Source organism: Streptomyces xingningensis, assembly GCF_054957865.1.
The window spans coordinates 34,222-48,103 of sequence record NZ_JBDJPF010000035.1; the positions used below are offsets into that span (position 1 = coordinate 34,222).

General features: G+C 70.2%; 18 protein-coding genes. 5 read left to right on the forward strand and 13 right to left on the reverse strand.

Features of this window, described 5'->3' with window-relative positions; translation table 11 throughout:
* The first annotated feature begins 5 nt into the window (after nucleotides 1–5).
* On the forward strand, nucleotides 6–569 hold the full coding sequence (thpR, locus tag ABCR83_RS19305; RefSeq protein WP_462696309.1) for an RNA 2',3'-cyclic phosphodiesterase: 564 nt from the start codon (nucleotides 6–8) through the stop codon (nucleotides 567–569).
* 133 nt (nucleotides 570–702) lie between these two features.
* On the opposite strand, the gene ABCR83_RS19310 is transcribed toward thpR, so the two are convergent.
* The 5 genes from ABCR83_RS19310 to ABCR83_RS19330 form a co-directional block, all read right to left on the reverse strand.
* Nucleotides 703–1,683 carry an aldo/keto reductase gene (locus ABCR83_RS19310; RefSeq protein ID WP_462696310.1) on the reverse strand — a complete coding sequence of 327 codons (981 nt, stop codon included), beginning with the start codon at nucleotides 1,681–1,683 and terminating at the stop codon, nucleotides 703–705.
* 75 nt (nucleotides 1,684–1,758) lie between these two features.
* A complete protein-coding gene (locus ABCR83_RS19315; RefSeq protein WP_462696311.1) occupies nucleotides 1,759–2,361 on the reverse strand; it encodes a Uma2 family endonuclease in 603 nt (200 codons plus the stop codon).
* Between the two features lie 63 nt (nucleotides 2,362–2,424).
* Complete coding sequence (locus ABCR83_RS19320; RefSeq protein WP_462696312.1) at nucleotides 2,425–3,114, reverse strand: GDSL-type esterase/lipase family protein; 690 nt, start codon at nucleotides 3,112–3,114, stop codon at nucleotides 2,425–2,427.
* Nucleotides 3,115–3,285: 171 nt separating this feature from the next.
* Entirely contained in the window at nucleotides 3,286–3,564 is a 279-nt protein-coding gene (locus tag ABCR83_RS19325) for a hypothetical protein (protein WP_462696313.1), read from the reverse strand.
* 323 nt (nucleotides 3,565–3,887) lie between these two features.
* Nucleotides 3,888–4,490: a TetR/AcrR family transcriptional regulator gene (locus tag ABCR83_RS19330; protein WP_462696314.1), complete on the reverse strand. Its 603-nt coding sequence runs from the start codon at nucleotides 4,488–4,490 to the stop codon at nucleotides 3,888–3,890.
* Between the two features lie 72 nt (nucleotides 4,491–4,562).
* Here ABCR83_RS19330 and ABCR83_RS19335 point away from each other — a divergent pair, with 72 nt between their 5' ends.
* Nucleotides 4,563–5,384, forward strand: a complete 822-nt coding sequence (locus ABCR83_RS19335; protein WP_462696315.1) for a class I SAM-dependent methyltransferase — start codon at nucleotides 4,563–4,565, stop codon at nucleotides 5,382–5,384.
* Nucleotides 5,385–5,501: 117 nt separating this feature from the next.
* Here ABCR83_RS19335 and ABCR83_RS19340 read toward each other — a convergent pair whose 3' ends face one another.
* From ABCR83_RS19340 to ABCR83_RS19360, 5 genes are all read right to left on the reverse strand, one after another.
* A complete protein-coding gene (locus ABCR83_RS19340) occupies nucleotides 5,502–6,527 on the reverse strand; it encodes a protein-L-isoaspartate O-methyltransferase family protein (protein WP_462696316.1) in 1,026 nt (341 codons plus the stop codon).
* Nucleotides 6,528–6,634: 107 nt separating this feature from the next.
* A complete protein-coding gene (locus ABCR83_RS19345; RefSeq protein ID WP_462696317.1) occupies nucleotides 6,635–7,057 on the reverse strand; it encodes a lasso peptide biosynthesis B2 protein in 423 nt (140 codons plus the stop codon).
* The gene (locus tag ABCR83_RS19350) at nucleotides 7,054–7,341 is read right to left on the reverse strand and encodes a PqqD family peptide modification chaperone (RefSeq protein ID WP_462696318.1); all 288 of its coding nucleotides are present in this window, start codon (nucleotides 7,339–7,341) and stop codon (nucleotides 7,054–7,056) included. Before ABCR83_RS19350 ends, ABCR83_RS19345 begins: the two co-directional genes overlap by 4 nt.
* Nucleotides 7,325–9,151, reverse strand: coding sequence for an albusnodin/ikarugamycin family macrolactam cyclase (locus ABCR83_RS19355; protein WP_462696339.1), 1,827 nt, complete (start codon nucleotides 9,149–9,151; stop codon nucleotides 7,325–7,327). Before ABCR83_RS19355 ends, ABCR83_RS19350 begins: the two co-directional genes overlap by 17 nt.
* 89 nt (nucleotides 9,152–9,240) lie before the next feature.
* Nucleotides 9,241–9,369, reverse strand: a complete 129-nt coding sequence (locus ABCR83_RS19360; RefSeq protein WP_462696319.1) for a lasso RiPP family leader peptide-containing protein — start codon at nucleotides 9,367–9,369, stop codon at nucleotides 9,241–9,243.
* A 195-nt stretch (nucleotides 9,370–9,564) separates the two neighbouring features.
* Here ABCR83_RS19360 and ABCR83_RS19365 point away from each other — a divergent pair, with 195 nt between their 5' ends.
* Nucleotides 9,565–10,938: a hypothetical protein gene (locus ABCR83_RS19365; RefSeq protein WP_462696320.1), complete on the forward strand. Its 1,374-nt coding sequence runs from the start codon at nucleotides 9,565–9,567 to the stop codon at nucleotides 10,936–10,938.
* A gap of 114 nt (nucleotides 10,939–11,052) precedes the next feature.
* On the opposite strand, the gene ABCR83_RS19370 is transcribed toward ABCR83_RS19365, so the two are convergent.
* Both ABCR83_RS19370 and ABCR83_RS19375 read right to left on the reverse strand, forming a co-directional pair.
* Nucleotides 11,053–11,274 (reverse strand): PNPOx family protein, encoded by a 222-nt coding sequence (locus ABCR83_RS19370; protein ID WP_462696321.1) that lies wholly within the window; start codon nucleotides 11,272–11,274, stop codon nucleotides 11,053–11,055.
* Nucleotides 11,275–11,367: 93 nt separating this feature from the next.
* Nucleotides 11,368–11,829, reverse strand: coding sequence for a MarR family winged helix-turn-helix transcriptional regulator (locus tag ABCR83_RS19375; protein ID WP_462696322.1), 462 nt, complete (start codon nucleotides 11,827–11,829; stop codon nucleotides 11,368–11,370).
* A 92-nt stretch (nucleotides 11,830–11,921) separates the two neighbouring features.
* Here ABCR83_RS19375 and ABCR83_RS19380 point away from each other — a divergent pair, with 92 nt between their 5' ends.
* On the forward strand, nucleotides 11,922–12,398 hold the full coding sequence (locus tag ABCR83_RS19380) for a hypothetical protein (protein ID WP_462696323.1): 477 nt from the start codon (nucleotides 11,922–11,924) through the stop codon (nucleotides 12,396–12,398).
* 205 nt (nucleotides 12,399–12,603) lie between these two features.
* Entirely contained in the window at nucleotides 12,604–13,293 is a 690-nt protein-coding gene (locus ABCR83_RS19385) for an L-2-amino-thiazoline-4-carboxylic acid hydrolase (protein WP_462696324.1), read from the forward strand.
* 37 nt (nucleotides 13,294–13,330) lie between these two features.
* Here ABCR83_RS19385 and ABCR83_RS19390 read toward each other — a convergent pair whose 3' ends face one another.
* Nucleotides 13,331–13,801: a MarR family winged helix-turn-helix transcriptional regulator gene (locus tag ABCR83_RS19390; RefSeq protein WP_462696325.1), complete on the reverse strand. Its 471-nt coding sequence runs from the start codon at nucleotides 13,799–13,801 to the stop codon at nucleotides 13,331–13,333.
* Nucleotides 13,802–13,882 lie beyond the last annotated feature (81 nt).

The following is a 13,882-nucleotide window of genomic DNA, read 5'->3' on the forward strand; positions in this document are numbered from 1 at the left end:
ATCCCATGCGCCTCTTCGCCGCTGTGACGCCGCCCGCATCCGCCCTGGCCGAACTCGCCGCCGCCGTCGGCCGCTTGCGCGCCCTCCCGCAGGCCGGCCGGCTGCGCTGGACCGACCCGGCCGGCTGGCACTTCACCCTCGCCTTCCTCGGCGAGGTCGACGAGGGCCTCCTCCCGGAACTCGGCGAGCGCCTCGGCCGCGCCGCGCACCACCACCCGCCGCACCGGCTGCGGCTGTCCGGCGGCGGCCGGTTCGGCGACCGCACCCTGTGGGCCGGTGCCGGGGGCGAGCTGGAGACCCTGCGCGGCCTCGCCCGCTCGACCGCCGCGGGCGCCCGCCGCGCCGGGGTACCGGTGGACGAGTCGCGCCCCTTCCACCCCCACCTCACCCTGGCCCGGGCCGACGGAAAGGTGAGCCTGCGCCCCTACGCGGAGGCGCTCGCCGAGTTCACCGGCGCCCCCTGGACGGCCGAGCGCCTGGAGCTCATCCACAGCAGGCTGCCCCGCTCCGGCGTCCCCGGTGAGCGCCCCGGGTACCAGACCGTACGGGCCTGGGCCCTGGGGCACTGAGCCGGGCGGTTAGGCTCCAGGGGTGGACCCGAAGACCAGGAACCGGATCATGACCGGTGCGCTCGCCCTGATGCTTGTCGTCGTCGCCGTGGTGGCAGCGGTGAAATGACCCCCCGCAGGCTGCTCGCCGGTGTCACCAGGCGAACGCCTCCGGCGATGCCCCCGGCCCCGGGAACACCTCCTCCAGCGAGGCCAACAGCTCCTCCGGCAGCTTCAGCGCCGCCGCCCGCAGCGCGGACCCGAGCTGCTCGGCGGTACGCGGCCCGACGATCGGCCCCGTCACCCCGGGCCGGGTGAGCAGCCAGGCCAGCGCCACCTCGCCGGGCACCAGGCCGTACTTGTCGGCCAGGTCCTCATATGCCTGAACCTGATCGCGGAGCCTGGTGTTCGCCAGCGCCTCCGCCGACCTCCCGGTCTCCGCCGCCCTGCGGATCGCCCCGCCCAGCAGCCCGCCCGCCAGCGGCGACCACGGAATGACCCCCAGCCCATACGCCTGCGCCGCCGGGATCACCTCCATCTCGGCCCGCCGCTCGGCGAGGTTGTACAGGCACTGCTCGCTCACCAGCCCCAAGGTGGTCCCGCGCCGCCGGGCCGTCTCATTGGCCTGCGCGATGTGCCACCCGGCGTGGTTGGAGGACCCCACATAGAGGATCTTGCCCTGCTGGACCAGGAGGTCCATCGCCTGCCAGATCTCGTCCCAGGGCGTGGCCCGGTCCACATGGTGGAACTGGTACAGATCGATGTGGTCCGTCCGCAGCCGCTTGAGGCTTCCCTCCACCGAGCGCCGGATGTTCAACGCCGAAAGCCGCGACCGATTGGGCCACTCACTCTCCGCGCCCGGCTCCATCGCCCCGTACACCTTGGTGGCCAGCACCACCTTGTCCCGGCGCCCGCCCCCCTGGGCGAACCAGTTCCCGATGATCGTCTCGGTGCGGCCCCGGTCCTCGCCGAAACCGTAGACATTGGCGGTGTCAAAGAAGTTGACGCCCGCGGCGAGCGCGGCGTCCATGATCTGGTGGCTGTCCGGTTCGTCGGTCCGCGGTCCGAAGTTCATCGTCCCGAGGACGATCCGGCTGACGGTCAGGCCCGTGCGCCCGAGCTGCGTGTACTCCATGGGCCCTTAGCCAACGCCCTGGGGAGTGATCGACTCAAGGGTGACTCTTTCGAGGGCGCGGCGGGGGAGGCTTGTTCAGTCGCGGGGGAACTCGTCGGTGGCGAGGGTGAGCCCAACAGGCGTCTCCGACAAGTCGATCGGCACCCCGAAGGCGACGGTGAGCTCGCTGATGTACTCGCCGTCCTTGGGCTGGGTGTGCAGGTGACACCGTCCGGTGTAGGGGTCGACGATCAGATAGGCGGGGACGGCGGCGGTGGCGTAGGCGATCTTCTTGGGACCGTAGTCGTTGGCGGCGGTGTCCTTGGAGATCACCTCGGCGATGAACTCGACGTCCTTGCTGTGCCAGCGCTTCTTATCGCCCTTGGTGGCATCGTCGCGAAGCTTTGCGACATCCGGAGCGAAGCCGTTCAAGTGCCCGGGGAAGTCGAGCCGCACATCGGACAGCACCTTCACGCCCATGCCGAACTGATCTTCCAGTGCCCGGACGATCCTGCGGATGATCTCCCAGTGCACGTCCCGCTGCGGCGACATAAAGATGTTCCCCCCGACGATCTCGGCGTGGATTCCCTCGGGGACGGGCAGCTTCTCAAGCCAGTTGAACATCGCGTCCAGGTCCAGCTTGTCGTCGCCGGTGTCGGCCATCTCGATCCTGTCGGTCGCTACTTCTACGACGGTCATCGTGGCGCTCCTCCCCGCTGCCGCATGGTCGCGTACAGCCGCGCAGTACAACGATACGTACGGTCATCCGGTTACGCAGTGGTACGGCCCGCCCACTCCCCACGCCTGGTGCATCGCGTCCGCGAAGGCGGCGGCGATGCGGTGCTCGCCCCGGGCGTTGGGGTGCGTGCCGTCATAGGTGTCGAGGTCGATGTCCCAGCCGTCCGGCACCGATGCGAGCAGCAGCGGCGAGCCCGGTGCGTCCAGGTCCGCGATGGTCTTGGCGAGCAGCTCGTTGAAGCGCTCGCATTCGGCGGCGAACGTCGGCTCGCTCAGGGCCCGGATGTTGTGGATGACGGGCAGCAGCACGGCCCGTATGGACGGGTTGGCGGCGCGGGCCTCGGCGAGGAAGCGGCGGACGTTGGCGGTGGTCTGCCCGGCGTCGGTGTAGAAGCCGAGGTCGATGAGGCCGAGGGAGACCAACAGGGTGTCGGCCCGGTGCGCGCGTACCGCCTCGCCGATGACCGGCGCCAGGTGATGCCAGCCTTCTCCCCACCCGGCCAGATGCGCCCGGGAGCGCTCGGGGAAGTCGGGGGAGCCGTAGTCGAGCGAGGTGGCCTCGCCGGTGGCCGGGTCGTACAGCTCGCGGCGCGGGCCCACGATGCGGAAGGGGCCGCCGTAGGTGGCGCACAGGTGCTGCCACATGCGGTAGCGCCAGGTGAGGTCACCGACGCTGCCGATGGTCATGGAGTCGCCGACGAACATTGCGTGCATGGGTGCATTCAAGCAGTCGGGGTGAGCAGTGGTATGGCGCCTCTGGTCAGCGGACGGGACCGGGGGTGACCCATGCCCTTGCCACCCTGTCGTGGTCGGATCCCTTCCGGTTGAAGGCGCCGACCAACACGCAGGTATCGACAACGGCAGTTGTGTGGGTCAGAGGGGTGCTCACCGCCCGAACCCCGCACGCAGATATTCGTCGGTGCGTGCGGCCAAGTCGGTCGGGCCGTTGAAAAGGCCCCAGTCGTCCGCGCTGACAACTTCACCGACCGGTGTTTCGGGGAGGACGAGGGACCCGGCCGCCCACTCGATCGCCAGAGCCTCAGGGGTGCGGCCCAGGACGGCGGCCAGATCGCGGATCAGCGCAGCTCGGGGGCCGGTGACGGTCACCTTGGCAGTGATCTCATGCTCCGCCGGATTCGGGGTGTCGGCGGGTTGGTCGCTCATGGCGGCTGGTCTCCTCAATCGACGTCTGCCTCATGCTGACTGCATCTGGCGGACGGTGTCCGGTTGAACACCCAAGGAAGGGGTTGCCGGGAGTATGTGCGATTGATTTCCGAGTGGCCCTGCAATGTCATGTTGCGCCTTTCAGGGGGCTCTATCCCGCACATGCCCAAGCGCGGTGAGTGCGAGCGCCTACCCGTGGGACGAGGCTGTTGCCGCGCTGCCGTAGCGGCGGACACGTAGGCGCCCGCTCAACTCGCGGACGTCGGTGATCGGCACGAGGGGGCCTCTTTTCGGCGCGGACCGTTGCAGGCTGCAAGTCAGGTTCAGCGTGGCCGCCGTTGCACGACGTCGGCGAGCACCGTGGTCACCAGCTTGTTGACGGTTGCCGTGGTCGGTGGGTCGGGGTCGCGGTCTGCGAACAGGAGATGCCCGCCTCCGACCAAGGAGAGGGTGAGTGAGTCGATGTCGGCGTCGGCCGAGATGCGGCCCATTGCGCGCTCGTCGGCCAGGTAGGCGGAGACCGCGGTCGTGACCTGGGCGAGGATCGCGATGCCGCCTCCGGGCCTGGCTTGCCGCAGCCGCGCGCGCAACTCGTCCCGGAAAGTGATGAGCGGGATGATCGCCACGGGAACCGGCCCGAACAGGGTGATCAGCGCGCCGGTGAGGTTATCGGCCACGGTGCCGGTGCCGACGGTCTCGCGCAGCGCATGCGCTTGTGTCTCGAGCTGTGCGGCCCGGTCGAGCACGAGCTCGGTGAGGAAAGCGTCGAAGTCGGTGAAGTGCCGGTGCAGGACGCCTTTGGCGCAGGCTGCCTCGTCGGTGACGGCCCGGCTGGTCAGCCCGTTCGGGCCATCCCGCAGCAGCACGCGTTCTGCGGCGTCGAACAGCTGCTGCCGCGCGTCGCGAAGGTGTACCCCGGTCGGCACTTACAGATCCTCTCGTGCGCCAGGCTCCTGGCATCCGTTGGCAAATGGGCGCTCGCCCACTAAGGTGAACGCATGCCCACTCTACCGCGAGAGCAACCAGAGCCAGCGCAACTGCATCGGGCTCGACAGACGGCCGAGTCTTTCGGCACGGATGCGCAACGCTACGACCAGGCCCGACCGGGCTACCCCGATGGCCTGGTGGCGCGCATCGTCGCCGGGAGCCCGGGGCTTGACGTGCTCGACGTCGGCTGCGGCACGGGCATTGCGGCCCGTCAATTCCAGGCCGCCGGTTGCGCCGTGCTCGGTGTCGAGCCGGATGCGCGGATGGCCGACTTCGCGCAAGCCCGCGGCCTGCAGGTCGAGGTGGCAACCTTTGAAGCCTGGGAGCCGGCCGGCCGAGTGTTCGACGCATTGATAGCCGCCCAGTCGTGGCACTGGGTGGACCCGGTCGCCGGCGCCGTGAAGGCAGCCCAGGTGCTGCGTCCGAGCGGGCGCCTGGCGATCTTCGGGCACGTATTCGAGCCGCCTGCCGAGGTGGCCGAGCCGTTCGCGGCTGCTTACCGTCGGGTGGCGCCCGACTCCCCGTTCAGCAATCAGCAGGCGCGACGTCCGCTGGACATGTACCAAGCGGGGTACGCGAAGATCGCCGACAGGATCCGCGAGACCGGGCAGTTCAACGACCCGGAACAGTGGCGATTCGACTGGGAGCAGTCCTACACGCGCGACCAATGGCTGGACCTGCTCCCCACTACCGGCGGCCTTACCCGACTTCGTCCCGATCAGCTGGCCGAGATACTGGGCGCGGTCGGCCAAGCCATCGACGCTCTGGGCAGCCGCTTCACGATGCACTACACCACTCTGGCGACCACCGCCGTACGCGCCGGCACCCCTTGATCCGCTGCCGCACGGTCGCGCGGGCCCGCGCACGTTACTCGTCCTCGGACACGCCCGGATCACGCAGTGGGTGCAGGCCCCCGGGCAGCTCAGGGAGCTGGAGGGGCACACTGCGAGCTACCGGGTCAGCCGGAGGTTCCAACCGGTGACGCTGCCCTCCGAGCCGGGTACCAGGGCCGGGGTGTAGGTCTCGGGTGCGGGCCGTCCGGCCTCCTCCCAGGCGGCCAGCCAGCCCCGCAACACGGTCAGGGAGGCGGAGTCCGCTGCGTCGGCCCTGATGGTGCCGTCCTGCTCGATGACGGCGGCGCCGTCCCCGGTCGAGCGGCCGAGGCCGAGGACGTTCAGCCGCAGTTCCGTCATGGTCAGGCGATGGCCGGTGGCGGTGGCGGCGAGATAGGTCCGCAGGCTGGCCCAGTCGATCGCCCCGCCGGTGTATGGCTCGGTGTGGCCGGGCTCGCGGAGGCGCTCGAGGGCTGCTCGGGCCCCGGATGCGCGCCAGTCGTCCTGATGACGCCAGGTGATGGAGATCCATGAGATGGCGGGGATGCGGTTCTCCCAGTCGACCCACCGGGCGGGGACGGAGAAGTCAGTGCGGGGGGAGGAGCCGGTCTCGATGTAGGAGCCGGGGAAGATGGACTCGACCTGCGGCTGACCGTTGATCACGCGGATGACGGCGCCGATGGTCACGTTGGGCACGGGAGCGATGGGCAGGGTAGCGACGATCAGGCCGCCGTCGGCGACCTGGTTGACCCAGGCCGTGGGCAGCAGGGGCGGGGTGCACCAGGCCACGAGCCGGTCGTAGGGGGCCTGGTCGGGGTAGCCGGCGGTGCCGTCCGCGGCGAAGCAGCGGATGTTGCCAAGCCCGCGCTCGGCGTGGATGTGGTTGGCCCACCGCGTCAGGTATGGGTCGATGTCCAGGCTGGTGACCATGCCGACGGGGCCGACGAGTTCGGCGAGCAGGCCGCCGGACAGGCCGGAGCCGGTGCCGATCTCGGCGACCTTCATGCCCTTGTGGACGTCGAGGGCTTCCAGTTCTCGGTGGATGAAGATCGGGTTCGTGCGGTGCACGGTCTCGCCGCGGGTCTCGTGGTGGGTGTAGTGCTGCTCGGGGACTCTCTCGGCAGCAGCGGCGACGGTGGTCATCGGTGTTCACTCCTTAGGGGAGGGGTCGGTACGCGTTCCTCAACTGGCCCGAGTGGGTGAGAGACACGTGTCAATGAGGCGCCAAGTTGACGCGCTCATTGACAGGTTCAGATGACGAGAGCGGTGTAGTGATGCCATCCGGCCTGCGTGTACTCGCCGACCGGGCCGCTGCCGGGGAGGGCTGCCCAGGCGTGGTACTCGACCGGCGGCGGGGAGAAGCGGACCCCCAGACACCAGTCCAGGCGCCGTCCGAGGAGGGCGGCGGCCAGGACTGCCCCGAGCGAGATTTCCGCGCAGGCGGCCCGGACCGGCCACAGGCGGCCGGTGTGCCGGACGGCGGCGACCAGGGTCTCGGCCCGCTCGGGTGTGATCGGGCGGCGGCCGGTGCGGCGGGCGAGGCGGGTGGCACGGACGGTGTAGCGGAAGGGCAGGGCCAGCAGCACCAGGGCCAGGGCGAGCCCGGTGGCCGCCGCCAGGCGGTCGCGGAAGGGCCCGGTGCGGGTGGTGGAGAACGACTCCATGGTGGTCATCGCCGCCACCTCCGTAGGCGGCGAGACGGTTCCGTGCGGACCAAGCCCTGCGTGGTCAACGAGTCGGCGACGCCCTGCACATCGGCAGCCGCCTGCTCGCGGCCGATCCCGCAGACGACCGCGTACTGGGCCGCAGCCTGGTCCACGTCCGTGGTGGCGAGGAGGGCCAGCACGGCAGCGGCGCCCGTAGGGGTGAGGTAGGTCCAGCGGCCGGTGTGCTCGTTGAGGATGGCCCCGCCTTCGTCGGTGAGGATCGGGTGGATGCCCTCACGCAGCTGCCACATGGTCCGTCACCTCCCACCAGGTGGCCCTCTGTTCGAGCTGTCGCAGCCACACCTCGGTCACGACGGCCGCGTGAAGGGCGCCCTGGGCGGTGGCCTGCCCGGCCGCCGCGCGGGCCAGCATCTTCCCCACCGGCCCGTCGGCCACCAGCCCCATGGCCCCCAGACGCGACGACGGGCCCAGCAGATGCCGCAGGACAGGGGCGTGCTGGACGAGCCCGGCATAGGAGAGCGCGTTGAAGCCGCCCTTGGTGGCCCGGGTCAGGACGAAATCAGGCAGCACGTCGGTGCCCGCGAAGACTTCGGCCAGCAAGGGCTTGTACCGGCCCGGTGCCCCGCGCTGGTCGGCCGGCACGGCCAGGCAGGCCCGGCGGACCTCGTTGTCCAGGTAGGGGGCCGCGATCTCGATGCCGTGCTCGGACCAGGCGAGCGTCTGCCACCCGCGGGCGTCGCCACCGATGCGGGCAAGGTCTTGGCTCTCCGTCCACGCCGCCAGCCGCGCGGGCGCCTCGGTCAACTCGTCGGCAGCCTGAGTGAGGGCGTCAGCGAGTTGGCGGCGGACGTCCGGGGCCATCCAGTCCGCCGTGGCCAGTAGCGGCGACCAGGCCAGAGGGCGCCGGGCCTGCGGCACCCACGGCCGGGGTGCCTGCCGCAGGTCGGCGGCGGTCTGCCGCCAGCAGTCCCCCAGCCCCGTACGGGCCGCGGGGCGGGCACGGGCCAGCACGGGCCATACGGAGGTCTGCCGCAGCCGCGCGTGGCCCTGGGCGTGCTGCCAGGCCCTCCGTCGCTGCCGCTCGCGCAGCAGATCAGCCAGGTAGGAGGCGGGAGCGGAGAGCAGGCCGTCCCCGGCGACGCCGGTCAGGTGCACCCCCGGCGCCTGGTGGGCGAGCACGGTATCGAGCACGGTCCGCTTGACCGGTGCCGAGACCGCGAAGGCGTTCGGCACGTCCGTCAGCGGCAGCGCGGAGGGATCCTCCAGGCCCGCGTAGTAGACCGTCCCCGGGGCCCCCGGCACCGGGTGGTGCCGGAGGTTGGTGACGGCGGCCGCGGTCCGCTTCGCGTAGGCGAGATCGTCGTCCCGCAGCCGCCCGTCGGCGAACGTCACGGCTGTCACCAGCTGGTGGCGGGCAGCGAGGCAGGCCAGGGTGGTGGAGTCCAGACCCGCCAGATCCGCGCTCACCGGACGGCCGTCCAAGCGGACGGCGACGGCCTCGGCGAGCGCCGCCCGCACCACCGGTGCCGCCTCACGCAGCCCCACCGGCGCGTACTCGGCCGGCTCGTACCGCACCGTCCGAGCACTCTCGGGGGTGACCTGAAGCAGGTGCCCGGTCGGCACCCGGTGCACGGCACGGAACAGTCCTCGGCCCGTCAGGATGTCGGGCTGGCCGAACGCCAGATGAGCTGCCAACGCGACCGGGTCGCGTGGCGCCCCGTCCAGCGTGGCCAGGGCGGCGGCGGAGGTCGCCCACCACGTCCCAGCTGCCTCACGGCGGTAGTAGACCGGGTGCAGGCCCGACAGGTCCCCGATCACGGTCAGCGTCTCACCGCTGCGGGCGATCACCAGAAAGGAGCCGGGCCACCGCGTCAACTCCCGCCACCCTCCCGCCCGTACCACCGGCAAGCCTGCGTCCAGCTGGTGGTCGGTGGCCCCGCACACCCCGACCACCGCCAGCGCGAGGGCCCCCGTCCCGGCCGTACGGACCTGGGCACCAGGCCAGCCGACCGACCACACCTCCCCGAGGCCCTGCACCGACTGCCCCTCCCGGGGCTGCCGGACCGCTGGACCGCCTTCCCATCCCGCACACCACCGCACCGTGATGCCTCCCGTCTCGACCTTCAACAGCTGGACCAGCAAAGGCCGAGGCCGGATGCGGCGATCACCGCACCCGGCCTCGGCGTGGATCAGGTGCCCTGCTTGTACTGGGTGTCGTCGACCGTGTCGAAGTTCTGGTTGCCGAGCGTCACCTCCACGACATCGCCCGCATCCAGCACAACCGGCGCGGCATACGCCGCCGACTCGGTGGTCTCCATCGTCTTCCTCCTTCGTCCGTCACTTCACCGTCCCGCGCACCCCGAGCGGGCGCGCGGCAACGGGACTTACTCACCCTCCACGGCCCGGGAGGGACCGCATTCTTGGGGTGCGTCAAACAGTGAACTCTCCAAGGGAGTTGGCCGGTACCGTGTGAGCGCGGGGGAGCCGTATATCGCGTATACCGGGGCGGGTCCATGGCCAAGCGCACACCGAACACGCAGCTCAAAGCCCTGATCGATGAGAAGGGGCTGCCGTACGAGACCGTCGCCCGCATGGTCCGTCTCGTCGCGGCCGAGTCCGGTGAGGGCTTACGCACCAACCGCTCCACCGTCGAGCACTGGCTCTCCGGCGCACAGCCCGCCGGCAACACGTCCCGATACCTCGCCGAGGCGCTATCCCGCCTGCTGGGCCGATTGGTGACGGTGGACCAGTTGGGCCTTGTCCAGACCAGTTCAGGGGATGACAGCATCGGACTGTCGCTTGGTCCCGACCCCATCGAGACCCTGACCCGGATAGGAGAGGCCGACGTGAACCGCCGCCGTTTCCTCGCCACCTCGGCCTACTCCGTGGCCGCCGCTGCCCTGCCCCTGGACTACGTCCGCGATATCGCCGACCGCGCCGTGGCTGCCCGCAGCGGTGCCATCGCCGGAGACGCCGAAGTCGCCGCCGTCCGCGACATGGTGCAGGTCTTCACTGCCATGGACGAACTCCACGGCGGACAGCACGGCCGATCCGCCCTGGTCCAGTACCTGATGACCGACGTCGCCACCCTGTGCCGGGGCCGCTTCCGCAGCGAGGACGCCCGCCGGCAGATGCTCTCCGCCGCCGCCTCCGGAGTGCACCTGGCCGGGTGGAAGAGCTACGACGCCGGGGAACAAGGGCTCGCCCAGCGGTACTACCTGCAGTCCTACGCGCTCGCCGCCGAGTCCGGTGTCCCCGGCCACGACGGCTTCGTCATGCGGACCATGTCCCAGCAGGGTATGAAGATCCACCGCGCCGAGCACTGCCTCGCCCTCGCCGAGACCGGCCTGGACCGCGTCAAAGGCCACGTCGACCCAGCCACCGAAGCCCTGTTCCACATCACCCGCGCCCACGCGCTCGCCAAGACCGGACAACGCCACCAGGCTGTCCGCGCCGTCGAACAGGCCCGCACCCGCCTCGATGCGGCCAAGGGCGACCCGACACCGTTCTGGGCCCTGTTCTGGGGGCCCATCGAAGCGACCGTCTGCTCTCGCACTGCCAAGGTCTTCGACACCCTCGGCGACCCGCGTAACGCCGCCCAGCAGTACGCTCGTGCTGCCGCCAGCCGCCCCGCGGGCACCTACGCCCGCATCATCGCCCTCGACCTCGTCGCCCAGGCTGAACTTCAGGCCGGCCAGGGCGCCATCGAGCAGGCGTGCGCCACCTGGGGCCGGGCCATGGACCACATGGACGGCGTCGCCTCCGTCCGCACCCGCAAGGCGGTCAAGAACATGCGCCGCGACCTCTCCCGCTTCCGCACGCGCGGCGTACGCTGTGCTGCCGAACTCGACGAACGTGGACGCGACTTCCTCACCACCCACCGCTGATCCGTTTGACAGGCTCCTACTCGAAGGCATTGGGCTCTTCCGCATCCCAGGAGACAGACGATCGGACGAGGCCGCAGTGACGGACCCAGCTGCGGTATCCCGGGGGATGGCGGTCTATCGGAGATGTTGGGGATTGCCGTCTGAGCGGTGGGCATATTGGCGCCCGCTCAACTCGCGTACGTCCAGCTGCTCCAGCGGCGAACAGTGATCGACGAGGACCGAAACCCTGGGATTCTGCTGGATGTTCCGCAGGCGGCGCAGGTTCTGTGCGCGCTTGGGTTTCTGATCGACGGCGAAGTACAGGACGTCGTTGCTCAATGCGAAGGTGATCGGCACAAGGTGCGGTACCCCCCGCCTCATCGGCCGTCGCAAACCGGGCAACCGGCGACGCCGCGAAACGGGCGCGGGCCTCCGGAGTCGTGAGGGTGCTCACCGTTCCGCCGTCGGCAGTCCCAAGCCGGCCGCCAGCGTCCGCAGTGCGTCCCGTAGCCCCGTCATCACCTGATCCGTCAGCGCGGCGGTGAACTCGGTGTCCAGTGCCGAGGCGACCTCGGCGCACTCCGCCAGCAGGGTGCGGCCGTGGTCGGTGAGGGTGAGGACCTGGCGGCGGCGGTCGGCCGGGTCGCGGTCGCGGCGGATCGCGCCCAGTGCGGAGAGGTGGTCGGCGAGGGTGACCATCAGGCTCGGTGCCACCCCCATGGTCCGTGCCAGCTCCAGCTGGGACGCCGGGGGCCGCGCATCGAGCAGGGCCATCAGTCCGAGGTGCTTGGGCTTGAGCTCACGGTCCTTGATCCGCTCGGCGAGTTGGTCCGTGACGATCGAGCCCAGGACGCCCAGCCGGAAGCTGACGGTCTCGACGAGAGGGGTGGCTGCCCCCGGGGTTTGTCTCACAGGCTCACAATAATCGGTTGACTTTACGATTCGAGCTTCGGACGATTCTGAATGAGAACGGTTCTCGATGTGCACGCCCAAGAGGAGCAATGATGCCGACACCCGCATCGACGGGGACGCCGTCGCCGTCCACGCGACGCACCGTCATGGTCATGTACGCCGGGCTGGCGCTCTCCCTGATCGCCGTACTCGTCCCGATCGTCGATCAGGCCACCGGTGATTCGCTGGCCGGCTATATGCGTGAGTCCTATCCCGACTACAAGTCCAGCCTGATCGACAGCGACAGGTCCGCCATCCTGACCATCCTGTTCGCGATCGGGGGGACCGGAATCGTCCTATGGCTGCTGATGGCCCGGGCGGTCAGGCGGGGGAAGTGCTGGGCCCGCCCGGTGTCCACCGCCGTCTTTGTCCTCGCCGCGTGCGTCGCCTGCTATGTCGTCGGCGGCCGGCAGTACGGACGCCCCGTCCTGCCCGTCGCGCTGTCGATACCCAGCGCACTGCCGTGCCTGGCCGGGCTGGTGGCCGTGGCCCTGCTGTGGCGGCGGGAGCGTGGCTCCGCCCGGGAGTGACGAGAGCTCAAAGTGACGAGAGCTCAAAGTCTGGCCAGGCGCCGGGAGTTGTGTAGGCTGGGGCGGTCAGAATCCATGGGGTTCGTCAGTGCCTGGTTGGTCGGTGGAGTGCGCTGATGCGCTCGCTCAGTCGCGAGCGCGGTCAGGGCTGCGATCAGGCTCCCGGTCCGTGCTCGAGGCTGCGGTCATCCTCGAGAGGACAGCCTTGAACAACACCGACCCCTTCGAAACCGCCGGCGGTGGCGAATACGCTCCCGATGCGGAGCGCGACATGGCCCTGGTCACCGAGGCGTTCTTCGGCCACATCGCGGCCGAAGTACGGCGGCGGGAGCTCCCGTTGAGCCTCCTGGACGCCATGCGCGCCCGGCACCGGGAACTCGAGAGCGCCAATGAGCCCCTCGTCGTCGATCCGCCCGCGCGCTACAACCTGCATGTGACGCTGGCCCTGGTCGCCGCCTACCAGGGGTTGCTGCCCGAACTGGGGCGCGCCGTCGCCGTCGGTCTCATCGAGGAGGCGGTCGTCGCGCCGCTCGGCGATGCGGTACGGGACGCGACCCGTGCGACGCTCGACGCCGCCCCGGACCCGTTCGCCGCCATGGTCCGGCTGTCGAAGGCGGCGGAAGTGCGCTCATACGGCGAGGGCTTCACCTTCCGGCGCCCCACGGATGACGACCGGAGTTACCTCCTGGACATCCACCGCTGCTTCTATCACGACGTCTTGGCCGCCAACGGGGCGCCCGAGCTGACCCCGGCGATGTGCGCATTCGACGGCAACTGGATCGAGGGCATCGATCCCGGGAGTCATGGATTTCGCTTCGAGCGTCCCATGACGATCGGCCGGGGCGGTACGCACTGTCAGTTCCACTTCCACCGGCTCGACTTGGATCGAGCCTGACGGCGCGAAAGCCGCCGGGCCGGGCCGGGTGGCTCCGTCATGGAAGCAGCCGCTTTGTCGCCGCCCGCTGGCGTTCATTCGCGCCCGTCAGGAAGCGGATGACGGTCTCGAGCTCTTCCGTGGTGAACTCCTCGTAGAGTTCCGTGATTTCGCGCACCCAGTCATCGAAGAGCGGGGCCAGCTCCGCCAGCTTCTCCGGGCGGGACTCGACGAGCACCCGGCGTTTGTCGGTCGGGTGCTTCACCCTGCGGACGTAGCCCTTCTTCTCCAGGCGGTCCACCAGCCCGGTCACCGACGCGGGTGCCAGCCCCGAGTGCTCGGCGAGGTCCTTGGCGGTGAGGGCGCCGTGGCGCTGGAGGAGGCCGAGGGCCTTGGTCTCGGTGGGACCGAGACCCTGCCTGGCCGCGACCGCCGTGTGGAACGCGACGGCCGCCGTGCTGGAGTCCCGGCCCACGGCGGTCAGAGCCGCGATCGCCTCGGCCCGTCGTGAGCTGTCGTCCCTGGTCATGACGCAAGTTTAGCAAGGCACTTCGTTCGTCCAAACGAAAGACTTGTGGGTGCGGCGGTGCACATGAAAGTCTTTCGTTTG

Excerpts from the sequence above, each read along its gene's own strand:
- ABCR83_RS19390 (WP_462696325.1), bottom strand. The coding sequence starts at position 13,801 with ATGACCAGGGACGACAGCTCACGACGGGCCGAGGCGATCGCGGCTCTG.
- ABCR83_RS19315 (WP_462696311.1), bottom strand. The coding sequence starts at position 2,361 with ATGACCGTCGTAGAAGTAGCGACCGACAGGATCGAGATGGCCGACACC.
- ABCR83_RS19365 (WP_462696320.1), top strand. The coding sequence starts at position 9,565 with ATGGCCAAGCGCACACCGAACACGCAGCTCAAAGCCCTGATCGATGAG.
- ABCR83_RS19320 (WP_462696312.1), bottom strand. The coding sequence starts at position 3,114 with ATGCACGCAATGTTCGTCGGCGACTCCATGACCATCGGCAGCGTCGGT.
- thpR (WP_462696309.1), top strand. The coding sequence starts at position 6 with ATGCGCCTCTTCGCCGCTGTGACGCCGCCCGCATCCGCCCTGGCCGAA.
- ABCR83_RS19350 (WP_462696318.1), bottom strand. The coding sequence starts at position 7,341 with ATGTGGCAGCTGCGTGAGGGCATCCACCCGATCCTCACCGACGAAGGC.
- ABCR83_RS19310 (WP_462696310.1), bottom strand. The coding sequence starts at position 1,683 with ATGGAGTACACGCAGCTCGGGCGCACGGGCCTGACCGTCAGCCGGATC.
- ABCR83_RS19325 (WP_462696313.1), bottom strand. The coding sequence starts at position 3,564 with ATGAGCGACCAACCCGCCGACACCCCGAATCCGGCGGAGCATGAGATC.
- ABCR83_RS19335 (WP_462696315.1), top strand. The coding sequence starts at position 4,563 with ATGCCCACTCTACCGCGAGAGCAACCAGAGCCAGCGCAACTGCATCGG.
- ABCR83_RS19340 (WP_462696316.1), bottom strand. The coding sequence starts at position 6,527 with ATGACCACCGTCGCCGCTGCTGCCGAGAGAGTCCCCGAGCAGCACTAC.
- ABCR83_RS19360 (WP_462696319.1), bottom strand. The coding sequence starts at position 9,369 with ATGGAGACCACCGAGTCGGCGGCGTATGCCGCGCCGGTTGTGCTGGAT.
- ABCR83_RS19380 (WP_462696323.1), top strand. The coding sequence starts at position 11,922 with ATGCCGACACCCGCATCGACGGGGACGCCGTCGCCGTCCACGCGACGC.
- ABCR83_RS19345 (WP_462696317.1), bottom strand. The coding sequence starts at position 7,057 with ATGACCACCATGGAGTCGTTCTCCACCACCCGCACCGGGCCCTTCCGC.